Raw genomic sequence first — 22046 nt, forward strand, 5'->3', positions numbered from 1 at the left:
TGCTGACTTAATGACATATTCTCACAGGCGGTGTTTAAGTCGGGTTTGAAGCATACTTTCGCCGCGGACAAAGACCGGTATCATAGGGAGGCGGACGTGGATTTCAGCTGGATCTTCGAATATCAGGGGCTGTTGGTGCGCGGCGCCTTCCTGACATGCCTGCTGCTGGCAATCTCGGTTACCCTGGGGTTCGCGCTCGCCATTTTCCTGGCGATTGCTCAAGTCGGCAATGGCTCGATCGCCCGCTGGATCTCAAAGGGATACTGCACGTTCTTCCGCGGCACGCCGTTGCTGATCCAGCTTTGGCTCATCTACTACGGACTTGGCTCGTACCTTCCTCACATCCCCGGCCTGAGGACCAGTTTCCTGTGGCCCGTCATGCGCGAGGGATTGTTCTTCGCCGCGCTGGCCCTCACCTTGAACTTCGCCGCTTATCAAGGGGAGATTTTGCGAGGGGCAATGCTTGCGGTGCCCAAAGGCGAGCTTGAAGCGGCTCGCGCTGTCGGCATGTCGGCCAGAATGATCTTGCGGCGGATCTGGCTGCCGAGAGCGATCCGGATCGGACTGCCGACATTTGCCGGCGAGGTGATCCTCCAGCTCAAGGCAACGCCGATTGTCTTTTCGGTTACGGTCATGGATCTCTATAGTGCTGCCTACAAGATCCGCCAGGATACGCTCCTGGTCTACGAGCCCCTCCTCCTGGTCACGGTGTTTTACGTGGGCCTGACCTTCGTCATCGAGCTATGCTGGAATTTGGGTGACGAGGCTGATCAAGCGGCGCTCTGCGGCTTCAATTCGATGACCTCGATTCCATCTTGGAATCTGGCACCTGCGATGAGTTTCGGCAACTGATTTTGTCCTTTCAATCGTCGCCATGTCCTGGCGGCGGCCATGACCAGTTTGAAGACCATCAGCCTTGCGGTCTTCGATGATAGGGAGCCTTTCGTGCGCACCGTGCGATGGCGAACGGTGGCAAAAACGCTCTCGATGGGATTCGATGTCCGCAGATGATCCCAATGTTCGGCGGGGAAATCGTAGAACGCCAGCAAGGCATTCTGATCTTTGGTCAGGCAGTCGACCGCCTTGCCGTATTTCGCATCATATTTCTCGACAAAGACGGCAATCGCCGTCTCGGCTGAGGCTCGGTTCGGGGCGGAAAAGATTTCGCGCAGATCTGTCTTCATGCCGGCCTGCATTGAGTTCGGCACCTTGTTGAGCACGTTGGCTGTCTTGTGCACCCAGCACCGCTGGTGCTTGGTGCCGGGAAGGACCTCATCGAGCGCGCTCCAGAAGCCAAGCGCGCCGTCGCCGACGGCAAGATCGGGCGCGATTTGCAGGCCACGACGCTTCACGTCGACCAGCAGCTCGCGCCAGCTCTGCGCACTCTCACGAATCCCTGTCTGGAAGCCGACGAGTTCTTTTTTGCCCTCAGGCGTGGCGCCGATCAGCACCAGCATGCATTCGGCATGGTCTTCCATGCGCGCCTGGAGATAGACCCCGTCCGCCCACACATAGACATAATGGCGCGCCGAAAGATCGCGCTTTTGCCAACGCTCGTATTCGGTGGTCCACTCTGCCGTCAGCCGCGTGATCACCGAGGGTGAGAGGTTCGCTGCCTCCTTGCCGAGCAGGGCTGCCAGAGCTTCCTGAAAGTCGCCCGTCGAAACGCCGCGCAGGTAAAGAACGGGAAGCAGCGCGTCCAGACTTCGCGTCCGACGCGCCCATTTGGGTAGGATCGATGAGGAAAACCGGACCCGGTCCGCTTCGCCGGTCGCGCCGCGGTCCCGGACCTTCACCCGGCTGACGGGCACCGGCCCGATCCCCGTCTGGATGCTCCGCTCCGGGCCGCGACCGTGCCGGACCAGCCGCTCACGTCCGTCCGGCAGCTTCAGATCCCGCATCTCGGCAAGAAACGCTTCGGCCTCCATCTCGATCGCCTGCGCCAGCAATTTGCGCGCGCCGGTGCGGAGCACATCCGTCAGGGGATCATCGATCTCGTCGGGCTGACGAAGGCGAACAATGTTGATAGTCTCGTTCATGGCGTATCGCTCTCCTTGAGAGGTTCTGGCAGGCTTCAATCACCCGCCTCGATACGCCGCCCTTCTCAAACCGTCATCACCCATTTTCCGCCATAGCTCTTCGTCATCACGCAGGTATTCCAGAAGCTCGAAAACGCGGTACCGGTTCGGCGCTAGCCCGGCACCTGAACAATCAACCCCAAAAGCAGAGGCCAACAATGTCGAGACCAGACAAACACGAACTGTCCACGCTCTCCTTCAACACGCTGTCAGTGCATGGCGGCAACGAGATCGACAAGACGTCCGGAGCGATCCGCACGCCGATCGTCATGGCCAATTCGTATCTCCTTCCTGAAGACCCTTCAACAATGGACTGGTCCGACACCGAAACACCGTCCTACACGCGCAATTCCGGGCACAATCAGATCTGCCTGCAGCGCAAGCTTGCCGCGCTTGAGGGCGGCCAGGACGCCGCCGTCTTCGCAACCGGCGTTGCCGCCCTGCATGCCGTGTTCTTCACTTTCCTGAAGAGCGGGGACCATGTGATCGTCGGTGACGTCACCTACGAGGCGGTCTGGCGGCTTTTTTCCGAACTGCTGCCGCAGCGCTACAAGATCGAAGCCACCTTCGTCGACATGGGCGACATGGATGCCGTCAGAGCCGCCGTGCGGCCCAACACCAGGCTGATCCATACTGAAACGATCGCAAACCCGACTACAAAGGTTGCCGATATCGCCACGCTGGTGTCGATCGCCAGGCAGGCAGGCGCGCTGTTGTCGGTTGACTCGACCTTCACCCCTCCCCCCTTTTTCCGGCCGCTGGCCTTGGGCGCAGACTTCGTCATCCATTCGCTGACCAAGTACATCAACGGCCATGGCGACGCGATGGGCGGCGTGGTGATCGGCTCCAAGGAGCTCATCCATCACGTCAAGGCGGATGCGCTCGTCGACCTTGGCGGGACGATTTCGCCATTCAACGCCTGGCTGATCATGCGCGGCTCGGTCACGCTTCCGCTGCGCCTGAAGCAGCAGTACGCATCGGCCGAGGCCGTCGCCGACTATCTGGCGACAGACAAGCGCGTTGCTTACGTCACCTATCCCGGGTTGGAGAGCCACGACCAGCACGCGCTGGCGAAAAGCCAGTTCGCGGGCAAGGGCTACGGCGCGGTCATGGCCTTCGCGGTCGAAGGCGATCCCGCTACGCAAAACCGGTTCGTCGCCAATCTGAAGGTAATCACGTCCGCAGTCTCGCTTGGTCACGACGAAACCCTGATCGTGCATGTCGGCGGCAGCGGCCGTGGCGGCTCGGATCGTTACCCGCCGAATTTCCAGAAGTATGGACACTTGCGACTTTCGATCGGCCTCGAGGACACCGAGGACCTGATCGCCGACATCAACCACGCCCTCGATGAGACGTTTGGCAGGGCCTGAGGGGATCAAGGTTCTTCTTGTTTCATGTGGATTGCCCCTCGCGGGCAATCCACACCGCCTCTTCAAAGCCACCGCGCGACTGATCAGATTCGCCAGGAAGGATGCCATGCATTGGATTGTTCTGTTCGTCGCCGGCCTGCTTGAGATCGTCTGGGCCTATTTTATGAAGAGGTCTGAAGGGTTCACATTGCTCGTCCCCTCGACAATCACCGTCGTCGCGATGATTGCCAGCGGCGTGCTGCTGTCCTTTTCCATGAGGGTTTTGCCCCTTGGGACCGCCTACACGGTCTGGACGGGGATCGGGGCGGTAGGCTCATTTCTTTTGGGAGTGGCCATCCTTGGAGAACCGGCGTCCCCGATGCGTCTGGTGGCGGGCTCGTTGATCGTGTCGGGAATTCTGATGATGAAGCTGTCGAGCACCTAAGCAGTGCCCGAACAGGAAGGTCTCAAGGTCGCTACGCGACACCGGTTTGACGCCACAGGTAGCGCAGCAAGGCAGGCCGTTCGAACGAGCTGGCCCACCGTCTGGAAGACGAAAGCCAATACGACAACGCAACGAGCACAATTGCCCAGTTGTTTGGTCCATATGCATCGTTCCCTCTGAGCGGTCCGCACCCGACAATAGCCAACACAAATCTCACCGGAGGGACCCTTCATGACAGTCTACACTATCGCGCTTATCGGCTTTGGCGGCGTCAACCGCGCTTTGGCTGAACTCATTGCGACGAAAAACCAGCTCTGGGAACGTGACCTTGGCTTTCGTCTGAACATTGTCGCGGTGAGTGATCTTTTCTTGGGTTCGGTCATTTCTCCTAATGGCCTTGATGCCAAGATGCTCGTGGAAACGAACTTCGCGAAAGGCGGCTTTGGTCAGCTTTCGGGTGGAAGTGCGGAAGCCGACAACGAGACCATCATCAAGACTGCTCCGGCCGACATCGTCGTCGAGGCGACCTTTACCAATCCGATCGACGGCGAGGCCGCCGTTTCCCATTGCCGCTGGGCACTTCAGACCGGAAAACATGTGGTGACCACCAACAAGGGTCCTGTGGCCATTGCTGCCCGGGAACTGAAAGCACTGGCGAAAGCGAATGGTGTCCACTTCGAGTACGAAGGCTCCGTCATGAGCGGCACGCCTGTCATCCGCATGGCCGAAAAGACACTCGCCGGCGCGGAGCTGAAGGGCTTTGAGGGCATTCTCAACGGCACTTCGAACTTCGTTCTGGGTCGCATGGAAGGCGGCCTGGATTTTGCCGCGGCGGTGAAAGAGGCACAGCAGCTGGGCTATGCCGAAGCCGACCCAACCGCCGATGTCGAAGGTTTCGACGTCCGTCTCAAGGTGGTTATCCTCGCAAACGAGTTGTTGGGTGCGGACCTCAAGCCCGGGGATGTAATCTGCAAGGGCATTTCCGGTCTCTCGGCCGCCGACATCGAAAAGGCTGCCAAGGCAAACAGCCGCTGGAAGCTGATCGGCTCAGCGGTGCGCGGTGCTGACGGCCGCGTGACCGGCAGTGTATCGCCTAGACAGCTCCCGCTGGACCATCCGCTGGCTGGCGTCAACGGCGCCACGAATGCAGTGTCGCTGAACACCGTACTTCTCGGTTCAGTCACGATCACCGGTCCGGGCGCTGGTCGCATTGAAACCGCTTACGCCCTTTTGTCCGACATCGTTGCAATCCACAACACTCACGCGTCGGTCGCTACGAGGGAGGCTGCATGATGCGCAACCTTGCTCTCAGCGACACGACCGTGGTTGACCAGATTGTCGTGACCAACCCGTTCGACGGGACAGTTGTTGGAACGGTGATCGAGACAAGCGCCGCGAGCTTGAATTCGCTCCTGGAGCGGGCAACACGCGGAGCGCAAGATGCAAGATCCCTGCCCCGCCACGGGCGCTCGGCAATCCTGGAGAAAGCAGCTGGATTGATCGAAGCCCGTCTGGAGGAGTTCGCGCTGCTCATCGTCAGGGAGGCTGGCAAGACCATCACCCAGGCACAGAAAGAGGTAATGCGTTGCGTCAACACGCTGAGGCTTTCCGCCGATGAGGCCAGGCGCAACGCCGGCGAGGTGATCCCGTTTGATTCCTATGCAGGATCGGAGTCCCGCCAGGGCTGGTACACAAGAGAGCCTTTGGGCATCATCACGGCCATCACGCCCTATAATGACCCTCTGAACCTTGTAGCTCACAAGCTCGGCCCGGCCATCGCAGGTGGAAATGCCGTTCTGTTGAAGCCATCGGAACTCACGCCTCTTTCCGCGATCAAGCTGGTGGAGGTGCTTGTCGAAAGCGGTCTGCCCGACGAGGTCGTCACCGTTGCAATCGGCGGACCGCAGCTTGGCAAAGCTCTTGTTTCGGCAAGAAATGTCCGGATGATCTCCTTCACCGGCGGCTTTGCCACGGGCGATGCGATCGCAAGGAGTGCCGGCATCAAGAAGCTGGCAATGGATCTTGGCGGCAATGCTCCTGTCATTGTCATGGAGAATTGCAACTTCGATGCCGCCGTCGAGAGCTGCGTATCGGGAGCCTTCTGGGCGGCCGGGCAAAACTGCATCGGAACGCAGAGAATTCTGATCCAGCGCTCCATCTATGAGCGGTTCAAGGCGAAGTTCGTCGAAGACACCAAGAAGCTCAAGACCGGCAACCCTCTCGATGCAGACACCGATGTCGGCCCGATGATTTCCGCAAAGGCGGTCGGCAAAGCGGCTGCCTTGGTCGACCGTGCGCTTGATGCCGGCGCGGCGTTGCTTTGTGGTCACAAGCCAGCCGGCAACCTCTACCCGCCGACGGTCCTGGAGAACGTTCCTGCAATTTGTGAGGTTTGGAACGAGGAAGTATTCGCCCCGATCGTCATCCTGCAGCCCTTCGATGAGCTGACTGATGCGATCGACCTGGCAAATAGCCCCGAATACAGCCTTCACGCTGGCATTTTCACAAATGACCTGGAAGCGGCACTTGAGGCGGCAAGCCGGATCGATGCCGGCGGCATCATGATCAACGACTCCTCCGACTACCGGTTCGACGCGATGCCGTTTGGCGGTTTCAAATATGGCAGCATGGGACGTGAAGGCGTGCGGTTTGCCTATGAGGACATGACGCAGCCGAAAGTCGTGTGCATCAACCGCCTGAAGCGGTGACCGCGGCCATGGCCAGCCATCCCATCAGCGCACTTAGGAGTATGTGAATGTTCAAGGGTTCCATCACCGCGCTGGTCACGCCATTCGCTGATGGTCACGTCGATGAGGTCGCGCTCCGTGACCTCATCGAGTGGCAGATCGAGGAAGGATCATCCGGACTGGTTCCATGCGGAACCACGGGCGAAAGCCCTACCCTCAGCCATGCCGAGCACAAGCAGGTTGTCGAGATCACGATTGAAACCGCCAAGGGCCGTGTTCCCGTGATCGCGGGCGCAGGATCAAACAGCACGGCGGAGGCGATAGACTTTGTGCGCCATGCCCAGGATGCCGGCGCCGACGGAGTGTTGATCGTTTCGCCATACTACAACAAGCCGACACAGGAGGGCGTCTACCACCACTTCAAGGCGATTGATGCCGCGGCAACCGTTCCGATCATCGTCTACAACATTCCAGGCCGCAGCGTCATCGATATCCAGGTTGAGATGCTTGCCCGGATTTTCAAGGACTGCCCGAATGTAACCGGCGTCAAGGATGCAACCGGCAACATTCTGCGCCCGTCTCTCGAACGCATGGCCTGCGGCAAGGACTTCAACCTCCTGTCAGGAGAGGACGGGACGGCATTGGGCTATATGGCCCACGGCGGTCACGGTTGCATCTCCGTTACCGCCAACGTTGCACCCCGCTTGTGTGCCGATTTCCAGCGCGCTTGCCTGAACGGTGATTACGCGGCTGCGTTGGACTTGCAGGACCGCTTGATGCCACTTCACCGGGCGCTGTTTCTTGAAACCAATCCGGCCGGGCCAAAATACGCCCTGCAACGCCTTGGCCGGATACGGGGGGACCTGCGCCTTCCTCTGGTACAGGTCAGCGCTCCGGTTGAGGCGTCGATCGACGAGGCGATGCGCCATGCAGGTATTTTGGGATAGGGATCAGGAAAATGGCTTTGGAACGCATTGAAGCTGATCTGATCGGGTCCCTCTCTCTTCCCGCGGACGCGCTCTACGGCGCCCAGACGCGTCGCGCCGAGCTGAATTTTGACGTGTCTGGGCTTCACCTCAAGGATTTTCCAGAACTCATCCAGTCCATGGCAATGGTTAAGAAGGCCGCGGCCCTGGCAAATGGTGAACTGGGGCTTCTGCCTGATGACAAAGCGCTCGCGATTTCGGGAGCCTGTGACGACCTCATCGCGTTGAAAGGGATCGACGACAACTTTCCCGTGGACATGATGCAAGGCGGTGCTGGAACGTCCACCAACATGAATGTCAACGAGGTCATCGCCAACCTGGCCCTCATGAGGCTAGGGGCCGACATCGGCGACTACTCGAGAATGCATCCAAACGACGACGTCAACCTCTCCCAGTCGACGAACGACGTCTATCCGACCGCAATTCGCCTGACCATCCTGCGCGCCTGCGAGGGGCTTGTGTCATCGCAGGTTTGCCTGCGCGACGCCTTTCGAGCCAAGGCAGTTCAGTACGGCAGTGCTGTGAAGGTGGGCCGGACCCAGCTTCAGGACGCGGTGCCGATGATGGTCGGGCAAGAGTTTGAAGCGTTTGCAGAGCTCATCGATGAGGACATCGTCCAGGTTCAGCTGGCATCGAGGCTGCTAAAGGAAGTCAACCTTGGCGGGTCCGCGATCGGTACGTCGATAAACGTCCCTCGTGGTTTCCCAAATGCGGCCTGTCTGCATCTGAGCCGGATCTCCGGGTTCGAGCTTCTCTCGGCCCGCAATCTCATCGAGGCGACATCCGACACGGGCGCTTTAGTCGCTTTCTCCAGCGTCCTGAAGCGTATCGCAGTCAAGCTCACGAAGATATGCAACGATCTGCGCCTGTTGAGCAGTGGCCCACGCGGGGGGCTGGGAGAGATCCGCCTGCCGCCGGTGCAGGCCGGCTCGTCAATCATGCCGGGCAAGGTCAATCCCGTCATTCCCGAAATGATGAACCAGATCGGCTTCCAGGTGATCGGAAACGATCTCACGGTGACCCTTGCGGCGAGTGCGGGCCAACTGCAGTTGAATGCGATGGAACCCGTGATCGTCCTCAACATTCTTCAATCCATGCGAATGTTGACAAGAGGGATGGAGATTTTCCAGCAGCGTTGCATCGACGGTATCGAAGTCGACGTGGATCGGTGCAAGACCCTGCTTGACCAATCTCTTGTTCTTGCTACGCCTTTGGCAAAACTCATCGGATATGGCAAAGCGGCTGATCTGTCGAAGAAGGCTTTGGCCGAGAAGCGGGAGCTGCGCCAGCTCATCGAAGAAGAGGGAATTTTGGCGCCAAACCAACTTGACCAGTTGTTCGCGGACAGCGCGGCGTTTGCCAACATCACGGCATAACCAAGGAAACAAAATGGCTGTTTTTACTGAGCTGTCCGATGAAGATCGCATCTCGATTACCGCAGCCTATGGAATGACATCGCTGTCGTCGGTCATCGGGATAGCCGATGGAGACCGGGAAACCACCTACCTTTTTCGGAGCAAGGAAGGCGAGTTCATTGTAACCCTGTTCGAGAACGATGCTGAACCGCTCGATCTGGAAAGGGCCTTCGCGACAATGGAAACGCTATACGATAACGGCGTGCCCTGCCCTAAGCCTATGCGAACGATCGAAGGCGATGCAACCTTTCAGGCGGCAGGGCGCCTGGTTGCAGTCGTGAGCTTCGTGTCAGGATCGGCCACAAGCAATGCGAGCCCCGCCAAGTGCGCAAGTCTTGGCCGCGTGATGGCGCAAATCCACACTGTCTTGGACCGGAGCCCTGAACGGGCCGCAACTGAGCTGCGCATCGGGTCGGTGCATGGTGCGTTGGACCATCAAAACGTTTTCTTCCTGGGCGAAAGCGTGAGCGGGGTCATAAACTTCAGGCTGCGTCACAACGACGTTCTCATCGCTGAAGTCGCTGATGTGCTGGTTGACTGGGCGAGCCAGAGCACCGGCGCGCTCGACAAGGAACGGGCGCGGGCCCTCCTCCAAGGTTATCAGGAGATACGCAAGCTCACCTGTGCGGAAAGCGAAGCGCTGCGGGACTTCGTGATGGCGTCGACCGCCAGACGCTACGCCAGCCAACCAGACAGGACCTGCCTGCCGGAAGTCGCCATTATTGCCTATAAGTCAGTTTCTCCTGATATCGTGACGTGTTCATGAAATATCTCCTTGATCGAACGGACGAACAGATACTCGGCGAATTGAAAGCCAACGCACGCATCTCGCACGCAGAGCTGTCAACGAAGGTGAACCTGTCGCGCAATGCGGTGCGGGTGCGTATCGAGCGGCTGGAACGCGAAGGGTTCATCAAGGGATATACGATCGTCACCGGCGAGGGTGGCGGCAACCAGCACATCACGACAGCGCTGATGTTCGTTTACCGGCATGATCGAATGCGGGGTGGCGACGTCATCCAGGCGCTACGCAAGATACCCCAGGTCGTCGCATGCGATGTGATGAGCGGTGACTTTGATCTCCTGGTGCGAGTGGAATCGCCTGATGCCGACCGTATTCGCCAGATTTGGCAGCAGATAGCGGAGTTGCCTGGGGTGCGCGATACGCTGACTGCGTTCGCGCTCTCTTCCGTCATTCGCAGATGATTGGAGAATGGGCGGCCAATCTTTTATCGGACATCGGAACGCAGCCATACGCTCTGATCCAGATGCTCTTTTCGGGATTCCCGAGGGGTTCCGACAGGCGCGCCTGACGCGACCCTCCGCCAACGTCAATTTTCGTAGTGAAATCAATACTATATAACCTGCGAGGTGTGGGGTCACTGTTCGGCGCGTTCTCACACAGTATTGCCCCTTGACCGGATAGACCGGCAGGTCGATGCCGTATTTGCGGCCGAGCAGCCCACTTTCAGGCCCCATCGAAATCACCACCGCATCGCTGGTGACCGGCCCGGCGGACGTCTTGACAGCGCTCACACGGTCGCCGTCGACGTCCAGCCCTTCAACCGTCGTGCCGAACAGGAATTTCTCGCCGAGTTTCTCGCTCGCATAAGCAGCGAGCCGTTCGACGAACATCCTGGAGTCGCCGGTCTGGTCCATCGGCGAATAGACGCCCGCAATTCCTTCGCTCCGGCGAGGCCCGGTTCAAGCTCGATCAGGCGTTGCGGTCGACGATCTCGATCGGCAGTCCTTGCTGTCAAACGGCTTCCAAAACTGACCCCCGATAGGCGTCCAATTTTGACCCCCCTATGTAATGCGCGGCGGTCAGCGTTCGCCCGGGCGGAGCTGGTCAGGGTTGCGCAGCCCGGGCGAGCGCGGATGGCGCTTGGCAGTTGATGGGGTGATCAGGCGCGGTTCTTGAAGCGCCAGGATTCGTTTCCGGTCTCGATGATCTCGCAATGATGGGTGAGACGGTCGAGGAGCGCTGTCGTCATCTTGGCGTCGCCGAAGACGGCGGGCCATTCGCCGAACGCCAGGTTGGTAGTGACGATGATCGAGGTCCGTTCATAGAGCCTGCTGATCAGGTGGAAGAGCAATTGCCCGCCGGCCTGGGCAAAGGGCAGATAGCCGAGTTCATCGAGCACGACGAAGTCGAGCCGGGTGAGGTAATCGGCGATACGGCCCTGCTTGCCGCCACGGTGCTCGGTCTCGAGCCGGTTGACGAGATCGACGACGTTGAAGAAGCGGCCACGTGAGCCGTTGCGGATCAGGGCGCGGGCAATGGCGATTGCCAGATGCGACTTGCCGGTTCCGGTGCCGCCGATGAGAACGGCATTGCGCTGATCGGCAACGAAGGTGCCGTTGGCAAGGTCCCGGACCAGCACCTCGTTGACCGGCGTGCCGTCGAAGTCGAACTCATCGATGTCCTTGGCGATTGGCAGCTTGGCGACAGTGAGCTGGTATTTGATGGAGCGGGCCTGCTTCTCGGCGATCTCGGCCGACAGCAGATCGCCGACGATCCTCGGCGGCTCGTGCTGGCGCTTGATGCCTGTCGTCATGACCTCGTCATAGGCACCGCGCATCCCGTAGAGCTTCAACGTGCCCATCAGTTCCAGAACCTGGGTTCGTTCCATCAGCTTGCCCTCCTGAGGCTGTCATAACGGGCGCAGGAGCTATGGCGGAAAATGGGTGATGACGGTTTGAGAAGGGCGGCGTATCGAGGCGGGTGATTGAAGCCTGCCAGAACCTCTCAAGGAGAGCGATACGCCATGAACGAGACTATCAACATTGTTCGCCTTCGTCAGCCCGACGAGATCGATGATCCCCTGACGGATGTGCTCCGCACCGGCGCGCGCAAATTGCTGGCGCAGGCGATCGAGATGGAGGCCGAAGCGTTTCTTGCCGAGATGCGGGATCTGAAGCTGCCGGACGGACGTGAGCGGCTGGTCCGGCACGGTCGCGGCCCGGAGCGGAGCATCCAGACGGGGATCGGGCCGGTGCCCGTCAGCCGGGTGAAGGTCCGGGACCGCGGCGCGACCGGCGAAGCGGACCGGGTCCGGTTTTCCTCATCGATCCTACCCAAATGGGCGCGTCGGACGCGAAGTCTGGACGCGCTGCTTCCCGTTCTTTACCTGCGCGGCGTTTCGACGGGCGACTTTCAGGAAGCTCTGGCAGCCCTGCTCGGCAAGGAGGCAGCGAACCTCTCACCCTCGGTGATCACGCGGCTGACGGCAGAGTGGACCACCGAATACGAGCGTTGGCAAAAGCGCGATCTTTCGGCGCGCCATTATGTCTATGTGTGGGCGGACGGGGTCTATCTCCAGGCGCGCATGGAAGACCATGCCGAATGCATGCTGGTGCTGATCGGCGCCACGCCTGAGGGCAAAAAAGAACTCGTCGGCTTCCAGACAGGGATTCGTGAGAGTGCGCAGAGCTGGCGCGAGCTGCTGGTCGACGTGAAGCGTCGTGGCCTGCAAATCGCGCCCGATCTTGCCGTCGGCGACGGCGCGCTTGGCTTCTGGAGCGCGCTCGATGAGGTCCTTCCCGGCACCAAGCACCAGCGGTGCTGGGTGCACAAGACAGCCAACGTGCTCAACAAGGTGCCGAACTCAATGCAGGCCGGCATGAAGACAGATCTGCGCGAAATCTTTTCCGCCCCGAACCGAGCCTCAGCCGAGACGGCGATTGCCGTCTTTGTCGAGAAATATGATGCGAAATACGGCAAGGCGGTCGACTGCCTGACCAAAGATCAGAATGCCTTGCTGGCGTTCTACGATTTCCCCGCCGAACATTGGGATCATCTGCGGACATCGAATCCCATCGAGAGCGTTTTTGCCACCGTTCGCCATCGCACGGTGCGCACGAAAGGCTCCCTATCATCGAAGACCGCAAGGCTGATGGTCTTCAAACTGGTCATGGCCGCCGCCAGGACATGGCGACGATTGAAAGGACAAAATCAGTTGCCGAAACTCATCGCAGGTGCCAGATTCCAAGATGGAATCGAGGTCATCGAATTGAAGCCGCAGAGCGCCGCTTGATCAGCCTCGTCACCCAAATTCCAGCATAGCTCCGGGCGCAGTCGGCCTGCGGCTCATGCTGCAGGCGGAGCGCGTCCGGGGTGAGAATGGTGATGGCGGGCGCCGGATCGCGCCGCCGTGCCAGGATGTTGATGATGATGGCGGCGGAGCAGACGTTCTGGTCGATCGCTTCTTGGCAGGCAGCCTCGACCGCATCGATGCCGTCGGTCAACACCGCGGCCAGGATCGCCACCATCTGCCGATCGCCGTCATGCGCCGCCCTCAATCTCCGCCGCACCCGCTCCATGGCCGACGGCAGAACCCAGTCCTGGAACGGCGCGCCGTTGCGCAAGGCGCCAGGCTTGCGGGCAAGCACAGGGACGTAATGCCAGGGATCGTAGATCGTCTCGCCGCGCCCGAAGGAGCGGGCATGTTCGGCGACGACCACGCCGTCCTGGCGGATGACGATCCTGTCGGCATAGGCCTGGATCTCCACCGGGCGGCCGACCGCGGTCGACAGCACCGAGTATTTGTTGTTGTCGAAGCGAACCGTGCAGGTCTTCGACACCGAGGCCGGCACCGTATGGAATCCGTCGAAGGGGCCGCGGTATGCGACCAGCTTGCCGCGCTCCTCCTCGAACACGTTCCAGATCGTTCGTTCCGGCTGTTCGATGTGACGGTGCGCCTTGGCGTAGCCGACGCACTTATCCTGCAGCCGGGCGTTCAATTCCTCATAGGTCTTGAAGCGCAGCCTGGGCGTGAAGAAGCGCTCGCGCACCAGCCCGACCTGGTTCTCGACCTGACCCTTCTCCCAGCCAGACGCCGGCGTGCAGGCGACAGGTTGAACGAGATAGTGACTGCACATCTGCATGAAGCGGCGATTGTATTGGCGGTCCTTGCCAACGAAGATCGTTTCCACCGCCGTCTTCATGTTGTCGTAGATGCCGCGCGTGCAGGCGCCGCCGAAGAAGGCAAACGCCCGGTCGTGGGCGTCGAACACCATCTCCTGCGTCTCGCGCGGATAGGCCCTCACGAACATCATGCGGCTATGGCAGAGCCGGACATGGGCGACCTTCACGGTCACCGTCACACCGTTGATCAGGACGATCTCGTGGCTCCAGTCGAACTGGTAGGCCTCGCCCGGCGCGAAGAACAGCGGCACATAGGCGTCCGCCGATGCCGACCCTTGCGCTTTCGCCCAACTCTTCGCGTAACGCCGGACGGCGTCATAGCCGCCCTCGTAGCCGAGGCTGCAAAGCTCTTCGTAAATCCGGATGAGAGTCAGTTGCTCGCGGGCGGCTTTGCCACGGTTGCCGGTCAGAAACGCGTCGAGCTGATCCTGCCATGGGCCGATCTTCGGCTTGGGCTGCCGCTCGCGTTCGTAGGAGAACGACGTCTCGTCGGATCTGAGAATCTTGCGGACCGTGTTGCGAGACACATGCAGCTCGCGGCAAATCCGCTTGAGCGACCATCCTTGCACATGGAAGGCGCGCCGAACCCGAGCAATCGTATCCACCGACTTCATCCCCACACCATCCGCTCGCTACGACGAGCGGATGGTCGCAAATCAAAGCATCAGGGGGGTCAAAATTGGACGCCGATTCCCCGGCTTATGGGGTCAATTTTGCACGCCGATTCACAGTCCTTGCTCCTCATGCCGCCATTCCTTTGCCGAATGTCACAGTCCGCGTGCCCTCCTGGAATGCCGCGCAGGATTGCGGCCAGCGCGCCGAGGCCAGATCAGCTCGGCGGAGGCGTCGTCTGCAGGCCGATAGATTGCAGTGTAGAGCGTACCATAGCCGCAGCCATAGGCAGTCTGGTACACTGGCGGCTGCATGAACACGCCGAGCATCGTCTCCGCGTCGCTGGTCCCGTCTACGGCGCTAAGCAAGACCTGCTCGCGCTCGACGGACCGCGTGGCCTCGGCGTGCCGTTTCCATTCCGGTCCGCGCTGATGGTTGGTGATGACCCGGCGCTTGATCACCTCGACCTCAATCGCGATCTATATGACGAAGTGCGCAGCATTCCGGAAGAAGAAGCACGCGCTATGTGCCACCAACTGGCACGGGAGGAAGGACTGTTGGTCGGCACGTCCACGGGCCTCAACGTCACTGCGGCCATTCGTATGGCCAAAGAGTTGGGGCCGGGTAGGACGGTCGTCACGGTCGCGAGCGACACCGGTCTAAAGTACATGAACGGGAAGCTTTTTGCAGATGCTTGACAACGATTGAGCGATGGCCGGGACGACGCTGGACATTGGGTTGAATTGGAAACGACCGAGAATGCAGCAACCCTCTGGCTTCCAGCGTTTGGTGCATCCGCCGACGTGGTTATGAGCAATACTCCTGGCACTTTTACTTTCACGGGGCCGTCGGAAAACTTGCGGGTGAGAATCCCACCAGCATCTTCGCTGTCGCCTTTGCGGACGCCGTTTTGGATAGATGGGCCGCTTGTATAGCCCTGTTGCATGGATTGACTTTGGATGAGGCAACCCTATCCACTGCATTTTTCATGCAACGCGCTCGAACTTGGGCCGGCCAAGTTCTGTCATCCGGTTAAGAACACGGACGCCAATCTTCGCTTCAGTCTTCTGATTGTCAAAATGTCGCGCTTTGAGTTTGGGCCCGATCACAGCCTTCCATCGACCCATCTGGGTCTCAGCGCGACTGCGCTTGTTGTAGCCGGTGGATTTCTGCCATGCCATCCGCCCTTTGGTCTGGATTTCTGCAATATGGCGATCGCGGACAGATGGAACCAGCACCGATTGAGGGCTGGCAACGGCAGTCTTGGGAGTGGGATAATGACCTCCACGATCTCACCAAAGCGTGTCGCCAGAAGATCTCGGGTTGGCGTTCCATCATAGGCGCCGTCGGCAATGAACTTCTCGACGGGGCCACCGATCTGGTCCAGAAGTCCTGGTAACGCTGTCGGATCGCCGACATCATCCACGGTCAGATCGGAACAAACAATCTCACCACTGACAAGATTGAGACCAAGGTGCAGTTTGCGCCATCTTTTGCGTTTGCCCTTGGTTTTGTGCTTGTTTTCCAGCCACTCGCCCTCGCCGAAGACCTTCAAGCCGGTGCTGTCGACAACCCAGATGGACCAGACCTGATGTTGTGGCTCGGGACTTTGTCGACGGCAACGCCAGCCCTTTGCTCCGGCGAGACAGGGTGGAGAAGTCAGGCACGGCAATATCGAACCCCATCAGCGCCGCGACACTGCGCATCAAGCCTTGGGTCTGGCGTAGCGCCAGCCCGTAGACGACGCGCAGGGTCAAGCACAACGTAGTCGCCAGATCCGAGTATTTCGGCTGACCACCCCGCGATGTCCGCCTCCGCGCCGTCCATAAAGACAGGGCCTCATCCTTCACCCAGATGGTCAAATCACCACGTTGACGCAGGCTTTCATTATATGCCGGCCAATTCGTCACTCGATATTTCTGCTTGGCAATCTTGTCCCGCCGATCGGCATTGAACTTGTGCGGCATCGTCGAAATCCGGATCAGGAGACTGAAAACCACCGCTCAATATCAGTCGCCGGGTGATCCACGCAACAACGCCCAGGCCCAGCACCTCCTTTGCACCATCGGCGCGCACGCCCAGTGCGATGTGGATGGCCTTGTTGCGGACCATCCCTTCATCGCGGATCTTGACCCGGATCGCATCGAAGAAGACCAGCGGGTAAATCGGATCGAGCGGCCTTTGCTGCCAGGTGGCGACTTCGTCGAGCACGGCGTCCGTCACCGTTGAGATCAGGTCCGCAGACACATCGATGCCGTACAGATCGCGCAGGTGCCCGGTGATCTCCCGGGTGCTCATGCCACGCGCGTACATCGACACGATCTTGTCATCAAAGCCGGGAAAACGGCGCTGGTACTTGGCGATCAGTTGCGGATCGAAACTCGACTGGCGGTCACGCGGAACATCGATCTCCAGCTTGCCGGTCTCGGTCGTCACCGTCTTGCGGCCATAACCGTTGCGCGTGTTGCCAGCGTCTTCGCCGCTCGCCAGATGATGGTCCATCTCCGCGTTCAGCGCGCGCTCGGTCAGAGCCTTCTTGAGCGTATCCAGCAGGCCGCCCTGTTCGAAGGCAGCACTGGCTGCCCCGCCTGCCAGAAGCTGGTCGAGAAGATCATTCGGTATCGCAGGTTCTTTGCGTCGGGTCATAGTGGGAATCCTTTTTACCCATTATGCCCGCCCGCACACGGAATTCCTGACAGTCCCGCCGTCGCGCCGCGGTTCGAACGGATATAGGTCAGGAGCTGCAAGCCGAGGCTTTGAAGTCGGGCGATGGAGAACTCGCTGTCTCCTTGCGAAGCCTTCACCCTCTCCAAGAGTTGCTCCAACTCGGTGATCGCGCGATCGACCCGCCCATGCCACAGGCGCCACTTCACCGCTCTGATGTCACGGTCGATTGCAGGAAGCGCTTCAGAGAGACCCGATCGGGATCGAGCCATATGATCGGCGATCTGCTGCATCGGCTGGACCTTCATGGCGATGTGGAACCAGTCGATGATGTGGGCCGTCGGCTTCGGCATTGCGCGGGGTAGCCGCTTCAGGATTTAGGCGCCGTCCGAAATCACCGTCACATCGCCAAAGCCGCGGTAGCCTACTTCCCGAAGGGCATGAAGGGCGCGATCCCGGATTGCCCGTTGGTCGGTGCTGTCACGAAATAGCGACCGCCAGCTTCGCCGAGCTATGGCGGAAAATGGGTGATGACGGTTTGAGAAGGGCGGCGTATCGAGGCGGGTGATTGAAGCCTGCCAGAACCTCTCAAGGAGAGCGATACGCCATGAACGAGACTATCAACATTGTTCGCCTTCGTCAGCCCGACGAGATCGATGATCCCCTGACGGATGTGCTCCGCACCGGCGCGCGCAAATTGCTGGCGCAGGCGATCGAGATGGAGGCCGAAGCGTTTCTTGCCGAGATGCGGGATCTGAAGCTGCCGGACGGACGTGAGCGGCTGGTCCGGCACGGTCGCGGCCCGGAGCGGAGCATCCAGACGGGGATCGGGCCGGTGCCCGTCAGCCGGGTGAAGGTCCGGGACCGCGGCGCGACCGGCGAAGCGGACCGGGTCCGGTTTTCCTCATCGATCCTACCCAAATGGGCGCGTCGGACGCGAAGTCTGGACGCGCTGCTTCCCGTTCTTTACCTGCGCGGCGTTTCGACGGGCGACTTTCAGGAAGCTCTGGCAGCCCTGCTCGGCAAGGAGGCAGCGAACCTCTCACCCTCGGTGATCACGCGGCTGACGGCAGAGTGGACCACCGAATACGAGCGTTGGCAAAAGCGCGATCTTTCGGCGCGCCATTATGTCTATGTGTGGGCGGACGGGGTCTATCTCCAGGCGCGCATGGAAGACCATGCCGAATGCATGCTGGTGCTGATCGGCGCCACGCCTGAGGGCAAAAAAGAACTCGTCGGCTTCCAGACAGGGATTCGTGAGAGTGCGCAGAGCTGGCGCGAGCTGCTGGTCGACGTGAAGCGTCGTGGCCTGCAAATCGCGCCCGATCTTGCCGTCGGCGACGGCGCGCTTGGCTTCTGGAGCGCGCTCGATGAGGTCCTTCCCGGCACCAAGCACCAGCGGTGCTGGGTGCACAAGACAGCCAACGTGCTCAACAAGGTGCCGAACTCAATGCAGGCCGGCATGAAGACAGATCTGCGCGAAATCTTTTCCGCCCCGAACCGAGCCTCAGCCGAGACGGCGATTGCCGTCTTTGTCGAGAAATATGATGCGAAATACGGCAAGGCGGTCGACTGCCTGACCAAAGATCAGAATGCCTTGCTGGCGTTCTACGATTTCCCCGCCGAACATTGGGATCATCTGCGGACATCGAATCCCATCGAGAGCGTTTTTGCCACCGTTCGCCATCGCACGGTGCGCACGAAAGGCTCCCTATCATCGAAGACCGCAAGGCTGATGGTCTTCAAACTGGTCATGGCCGCCGCCAGGACATGGCGACGATTGAAAGGACAAAATCAGTTGCCGAAACTCATCGCAGGTGCCAGATTCCAAGATGGAATCGAGGTCATCGAATTGAAGCCGCAGAGCGCCGCTTGATCAGCCTCGTCACCCAAATTCCAGCATAGCTCCAGGGCGCCGCGTCATCTTCGTAGGCGACAGCAGCTTTGCCGTCCATGAACTGGCCCATGCCATCACTGCCAGGGCAACGCTCATCAGCCGGCTGCGACTGGATGCCAGCCTGTTTGCGCCACCGCCAAAGCGGACCACGCGCACCCTCGGCCGGCCAGCGCAAAAAGGTCCAGCACTACCAAAGCTCAAGACCCTCCTGTCCAACCCCGCCACGACTTGGGCCAGGATCATCGTGTCCGCCTGGTATGGCCATGTCGACGGCAAGACGCTCGAGATCACGTCTGATACCGCCTTGTGGTACAGGCCCGGTACCCCGGTAATGCCGATCCGCTGGGTGCTGGTCCGGGATCCCGATGGTAAACGCGCGCCCCAAGCCTTCTTCAGCACAGACATCGCCCTCGAGCCCGCCGACATCATCGCCCTGTTCGTCCGCCGCTGGCAGATCGAGGTCACGTTCGCCGAGACCCGCGCCCACCTTGGCGTTGAGACCCAACGGCAATGGTCCGACAAGGCCATTGCACGAACCACCCCAACATTGCTCGGTCTCTACACCCTCGTATCGCTATGGGCCTGCGATCTGCTCACCAGCACCACCACCCCATACGCCGCAGCGTGGTACCGAAAAACCAGCCTGACGTTCAGCGATGCCATCGGCGCAGTCCGCCTCGAAATCTGGATCGGCGATATTAATCAACACTCCCCGCCAAACCGGGAACGACAAAATATCCCGCCACAACGCATCCTGCGAATGGCGCAAGCACTATGCTTCGCCACCTAAACGTACAAAGTCGAGCTAAGGATCAAAAACTTCTTGCATCACAGGCGGCAACCACAGAAGAAATTACCGGTCTCGTCGGCGCCTGTGCCAAATCGGGCTCGCCGATCGAACCTCCTGTTTCCTACCTTGACACTCATGTTGCGGTGCAGCAAGGTTGCGCAACAGAGGATGGGCCCGTGCGACCAACGAACCGGCATTTTTCACATTATCAGGACGACGCCGCATGAGCAGTGCACCAAGCTGTGGCATGCGAATACAGCCGATCGCGGCATGCGGACCCGCCGAATGAACTACAGGCGCGATATTGATGGCTTGCGGGCCGTTGCGGTGCTGCCCGTCGTGCTCTTCCACTTCGGCGTATCGGCCATTCCCGGCGGCTTCACCGGCGTCGATATCTTCTTCGTCATATCGGGCTATCTGATCAGCGGCAGCCTGCTCGACGATCTCGAGCGCGGCCAGTTCTCGATCGGCCGCTTCTACTGGCGCCGCGCGCGGCGCATCCTGCCGGCGCTGACCTTCGTCATCCTGCTCGCCAGTATCGCCGCCTGGTTCATCCTCCTGCCGTCGGATCTCCACGAGTACAGCCTGAGCGTAATTGCGGCCTCGACCTTCTGGTCGAACATCTATTTCTGGAAAACGACCAACTATTTCTCCATCGACGCGGAACTGCGGCCGCTTTTGCACACATGGTCGCTTTCGGTCGAGGAGCAGTATTATATCTTCGCGCCGGTCCTCGTATATCTGATCTACCGATACGCCTCGAAGCGCTGGCTGACGATATTGCTGCCGATTGCCATAGGCAGTTTTGCCCTGGCGGTCATGGCAACCACGCTGGCGCCGACCGCCGGCTTCTACCTCTTGCCGACGCGCATCTGGGAACTGGCGCTGGGCGCCATGCTCATGCTGAGAAAGCCGCCGGCGCTTGCCAGCCGTCCGCTGACTGAACTGATCGGGCTGGCCGGTTTTGGCCTGATCGCCTTCGGCTTCCTGACGATTTCGGAAAGCGATCCGTTTCCGGGCTACAATGCCCTGTTTCCCTGCATCGGAACGGCGCTGCTCATCTATGCCGGCCAGCCCCATGCGGACAGGCCGGTCCCTGTCGCCACGCAGGTGCTGCGGCTCACACCGCTGGTGTGGATCGGCCTTATCTCCTATTCGCTCTACCTCGTTCACTGGCCGATCAATTCGTTCGTCCATTATCTCTCGCTCAAGGCCATCGGCGTGCCGACGATCATGGCGATGATCGTGGCCAGCGTCGCGCTGGCGACGTTCTCGTGGAAATATGTCGAGCAGCCCTTCCGCCAGAAGCGGGCCTTCACTGCCCCCCTGCCCATCTTCGCGTTCTCGGCGACGGCGATCGCCCTGTTGTGCGTCGTCGGCTTGGCTGGTGCGCTGGGCAAGGGTTTTCCGCAGCGGTTCCCCGATTTCTCGACGGAACGGGTCCTGGTGGGTGACTGGCGCAATGGCGTCTGTTTCAACGAGGGCGGGAGCCGGATCGAGAACTGGAACCTCGCCGACTGCACGCGGACGCATGGCTTTGCCACCAATGTGCTGCTGTGGGGCGATTCCTTCGCCGCGCACTACGTATCGGGGCTGGAGGCCAATGCACAGAAGATCCAGGCCAACGTCGTCCAGTACACCTATGCCGGCTGCCCGCCCAATCTGAGCTACTTCTCCTATGCTCGGCCGGCCTGCACTCGCTTCAACGAACGGGCGCTGTCGATCATCCGCGATGCCAACATCCAGGCGGTGATCCTGAGCGGCAGATGGACCGACTACCAGGCAAGGGGCTTTGACGGCCTGCAGAAGACGGTGGACCGGCTGCGCGACATGGGCGTCAAGGTCTACGTCATCGGCCAGTCTCCGGAGTTCATCGCCGACGTCCAGAAAATCGCGTTCTTCGCAAAACGGGAGCACGCCGCGAACACATCCTGGCCGATGGCCATGGATCCGGACATCAACAAGCAGGTGTTGCCATTCGTCAAAGGGGCAACTTTCATCGACCCGTTGGCCTATCTGTGCGACCCAGCAGGCTGCTCCTATGCCGACGCCGGCACCCGGCAGTTCCTCTACTTCGACTACGGTCATTTCTCGTCCGCCGGCGCGACGCTCGCCATCTCGAAATACTGGCCAAGCTTTGCCGCCAGCAACAAGGTCGCCAAGGCAAAATAGGAATCGCGGCCAGCGCCGAGGGAG

18 protein-coding genes and 3 pseudogenes are annotated in these 22046 nt (G+C 60.1%); 14 read left to right on the forward strand and 7 right to left on the reverse strand.

All coding sequences use genetic code 11. From position 1 onward, the window contains the following. The first annotated feature begins 96 nt into the window (after window positions 1–96). The gene (locus ACVILI_RS32795) at window positions 97–852 is read left to right on the forward strand and encodes an ABC transporter permease (protein WP_457102780.1); all 756 of its coding nucleotides are present in this window, start codon (window positions 97–99) and stop codon (window positions 850–852) included. Here ACVILI_RS32795 and ACVILI_RS32800 read toward each other — a convergent pair. Next, window positions 771–2039 carry an IS256 family transposase gene (locus ACVILI_RS32800; RefSeq protein ID WP_457102496.1) on the reverse strand — a complete coding sequence of 423 codons (1269 nt, stop codon included), beginning with the start codon at window positions 2037–2039 and terminating at the stop codon, window positions 771–773. The genes ACVILI_RS32795 and ACVILI_RS32800 overlap by 82 nt on opposite strands. A gap of 197 nt (window positions 2040–2236) precedes the next feature. Between ACVILI_RS32800 and ACVILI_RS32805 the strand changes: the two genes are divergently transcribed. From ACVILI_RS32805 to ACVILI_RS32840, 8 genes are all read left to right on the forward strand, one after another. After that, window positions 2237–3448 (forward strand): trans-sulfuration enzyme family protein, encoded by a 1212-nt coding sequence (locus ACVILI_RS32805; protein WP_038654652.1) that lies wholly within the window; start codon window positions 2237–2239, stop codon window positions 3446–3448. A gap of 106 nt (window positions 3449–3554) precedes the next feature. Then, window positions 3555–3872: a DMT family transporter gene (locus ACVILI_RS32810; RefSeq protein WP_038654804.1), complete on the forward strand. Its 318-nt coding sequence runs from the start codon at window positions 3555–3557 to the stop codon at window positions 3870–3872. 231 nt (window positions 3873–4103) lie between these two features. Beyond that, on the forward strand, window positions 4104–5165 hold the full coding sequence (locus tag ACVILI_RS32815; protein WP_457102781.1) for a homoserine dehydrogenase: 1062 nt from the start codon (window positions 4104–4106) through the stop codon (window positions 5163–5165). Next, window positions 5162–6580: an aldehyde dehydrogenase family protein gene (locus tag ACVILI_RS32820; protein ID WP_457102782.1), complete on the forward strand. Its 1419-nt coding sequence runs from the start codon at window positions 5162–5164 to the stop codon at window positions 6578–6580. Before ACVILI_RS32815 ends, ACVILI_RS32820 begins: the two co-directional genes overlap by 4 nt. A 47-nt stretch (window positions 6581–6627) precedes the next feature. After that, on the forward strand, window positions 6628–7506 hold the full coding sequence (gene dapA, locus ACVILI_RS32825) for a 4-hydroxy-tetrahydrodipicolinate synthase (RefSeq protein WP_038654646.1): 879 nt from the start codon (window positions 6628–6630) through the stop codon (window positions 7504–7506). Window positions 7507–7517: 11 nt separating this feature from the next. Next, complete coding sequence (locus ACVILI_RS32830; RefSeq protein ID WP_240565486.1) at window positions 7518–8921, forward strand: aspartate ammonia-lyase; 1404 nt, start codon at window positions 7518–7520, stop codon at window positions 8919–8921. A gap of 13 nt (window positions 8922–8934) precedes the next feature. Continuing rightward, complete coding sequence (locus tag ACVILI_RS32835) at window positions 8935–9726, forward strand: phosphotransferase (RefSeq protein ID WP_240565485.1); 792 nt, start codon at window positions 8935–8937, stop codon at window positions 9724–9726. Then, entirely contained in the window at window positions 9723–10166 is a 444-nt protein-coding gene (locus ACVILI_RS32840; protein ID WP_038654575.1) for an Lrp/AsnC family transcriptional regulator, read from the forward strand. The genes ACVILI_RS32835 and ACVILI_RS32840 overlap by 4 nt, the downstream gene beginning before the upstream one ends. A gap of 204 nt (window positions 10167–10370) precedes the next feature. Here ACVILI_RS32840 and ACVILI_RS32845 read toward each other — a convergent pair. Both ACVILI_RS32845 and istB read right to left on the reverse strand, forming a co-directional pair. Continuing rightward, window positions 10371–10716: pseudogene (locus ACVILI_RS32845) on the reverse strand (FAD-dependent oxidoreductase); the annotation flags it as partial. 148 nt (window positions 10717–10864) lie between these two features. Then, window positions 10865–11593 (reverse strand): ATP-binding protein, encoded by a 729-nt coding sequence (gene istB / locus ACVILI_RS32850; protein WP_457102783.1) that lies wholly within the window; start codon window positions 11591–11593, stop codon window positions 10865–10867. A gap of 135 nt (window positions 11594–11728) precedes the next feature. Here istB and ACVILI_RS32855 point away from each other — a divergent pair, with 135 nt between their 5' ends. Continuing rightward, window positions 11729–12997, forward strand: a complete 1269-nt coding sequence (locus ACVILI_RS32855; protein ID WP_457102496.1) for an IS256 family transposase — start codon at window positions 11729–11731, stop codon at window positions 12995–12997. Here ACVILI_RS32855 and istA read toward each other — a convergent pair. After that, a complete protein-coding gene (gene istA / locus ACVILI_RS32860) occupies window positions 12966–14501 on the reverse strand; it encodes an IS21 family transposase (RefSeq protein WP_457102784.1) in 1536 nt (511 codons plus the stop codon). The genes ACVILI_RS32855 and istA overlap by 32 nt on opposite strands. Before the next feature lie 177 nt (window positions 14502–14678). Here istA and ACVILI_RS32865 point away from each other — a divergent pair, with 177 nt between their 5' ends. Then, a complete protein-coding gene (locus ACVILI_RS32865; protein ID WP_457102785.1) occupies window positions 14679–15197 on the forward strand; it encodes a pyridoxal-phosphate dependent enzyme in 519 nt (172 codons plus the stop codon). A 288-nt stretch (window positions 15198–15485) separates the two neighbouring features. On the opposite strand, the pseudogene ACVILI_RS32870 reads toward ACVILI_RS32865, so the two are convergent. From ACVILI_RS32870 to ACVILI_RS32880, 3 genes and pseudogenes are all read right to left on the reverse strand, one after another. Continuing rightward, window positions 15486–16466, reverse strand: a pseudogene (locus ACVILI_RS32870) (IS5 family transposase). Between the two features lie 73 nt (window positions 16467–16539). Then, window positions 16540–17145 (reverse strand): annotated as a pseudogene (locus ACVILI_RS32875) (IS256 family transposase); the annotation flags it as partial. 14 nt (window positions 17146–17159) lie between these two features. Further along, window positions 17160–17516 (reverse strand): hypothetical protein, encoded by a 357-nt coding sequence (locus ACVILI_RS32880; protein ID WP_457102786.1) that lies wholly within the window; start codon window positions 17514–17516, stop codon window positions 17160–17162. 254 nt (window positions 17517–17770) lie between these two features. Between ACVILI_RS32880 and ACVILI_RS32885 the strand changes: the two genes are divergently transcribed. From ACVILI_RS32885 to ACVILI_RS32895, 3 genes are all read left to right on the forward strand, one after another. After that, window positions 17771–19039 carry an IS256 family transposase gene (locus ACVILI_RS32885; protein WP_457102496.1) on the forward strand — a complete coding sequence of 423 codons (1269 nt, stop codon included), beginning with the start codon at window positions 17771–17773 and terminating at the stop codon, window positions 19037–19039. 25 nt (window positions 19040–19064) lie between these two features. Beyond that, a complete protein-coding gene (locus ACVILI_RS32890) occupies window positions 19065–19850 on the forward strand; it encodes an IS701 family transposase (RefSeq protein ID WP_457102815.1) in 786 nt (261 codons plus the stop codon). Between the two features lie 285 nt (window positions 19851–20135). Beyond that, window positions 20136–22022 (forward strand): acyltransferase family protein, encoded by a 1887-nt coding sequence (locus ACVILI_RS32895; RefSeq protein WP_019863152.1) that lies wholly within the window; start codon window positions 20136–20138, stop codon window positions 22020–22022. The last annotated feature ends 24 nt before the right edge of the window (window positions 22023–22046 follow it).

It is taken from the genome of Mesorhizobium sp. USDA 4775 (assembly GCF_054062655.1).

Excerpts from the sequence above, each read along its gene's own strand:
- ACVILI_RS32810 (WP_038654804.1), top strand. The coding sequence starts at position 3,555 with ATGCATTGGATTGTTCTGTTCGTCGCCGGCCTGCTTGAGATCGTCTGG.
- ACVILI_RS32865 (WP_457102785.1), top strand. The coding sequence starts at position 14,679 with ATGCCGCGCAGGATTGCGGCCAGCGCGCCGAGGCCAGATCAGCTCGGC.
- ACVILI_RS32835 (WP_240565485.1), top strand. The coding sequence starts at position 8,935 with ATGGCTGTTTTTACTGAGCTGTCCGATGAAGATCGCATCTCGATTACC.
- ACVILI_RS32895 (WP_019863152.1), top strand. The coding sequence starts at position 20,136 with ATGAACTACAGGCGCGATATTGATGGCTTGCGGGCCGTTGCGGTGCTG.
- ACVILI_RS32820 (WP_457102782.1), top strand. The coding sequence starts at position 5,162 with ATGATGCGCAACCTTGCTCTCAGCGACACGACCGTGGTTGACCAGATT.
- istB (WP_457102783.1), bottom strand. The coding sequence starts at position 11,593 with ATGGAACGAACCCAGGTTCTGGAACTGATGGGCACGTTGAAGCTCTAC.
- ACVILI_RS32855 (WP_457102496.1), top strand. The coding sequence starts at position 11,729 with ATGAACGAGACTATCAACATTGTTCGCCTTCGTCAGCCCGACGAGATC.
- ACVILI_RS32830 (WP_240565486.1), top strand. The coding sequence starts at position 7,518 with ATGGCTTTGGAACGCATTGAAGCTGATCTGATCGGGTCCCTCTCTCTT.
- istA (WP_457102784.1), bottom strand. The coding sequence starts at position 14,501 with ATGAAGTCGGTGGATACGATTGCTCGGGTTCGGCGCGCCTTCCATGTG.
- ACVILI_RS32885 (WP_457102496.1), top strand. The coding sequence starts at position 17,771 with ATGAACGAGACTATCAACATTGTTCGCCTTCGTCAGCCCGACGAGATC.
- ACVILI_RS32815 (WP_457102781.1), top strand. The coding sequence starts at position 4,104 with ATGACAGTCTACACTATCGCGCTTATCGGCTTTGGCGGCGTCAACCGC.
- ACVILI_RS32880 (WP_457102786.1), bottom strand. The coding sequence starts at position 17,516 with ATGCCGAAGCCGACGGCCCACATCATCGACTGGTTCCACATCGCCATG.
- ACVILI_RS32805 (WP_038654652.1), top strand. The coding sequence starts at position 2,237 with ATGTCGAGACCAGACAAACACGAACTGTCCACGCTCTCCTTCAACACG.
- ACVILI_RS32800 (WP_457102496.1), bottom strand. The coding sequence starts at position 2,039 with ATGAACGAGACTATCAACATTGTTCGCCTTCGTCAGCCCGACGAGATC.
- ACVILI_RS32840 (WP_038654575.1), top strand. The coding sequence starts at position 9,723 with ATGAAATATCTCCTTGATCGAACGGACGAACAGATACTCGGCGAATTG.
- dapA (WP_038654646.1), top strand. The coding sequence starts at position 6,628 with ATGTTCAAGGGTTCCATCACCGCGCTGGTCACGCCATTCGCTGATGGT.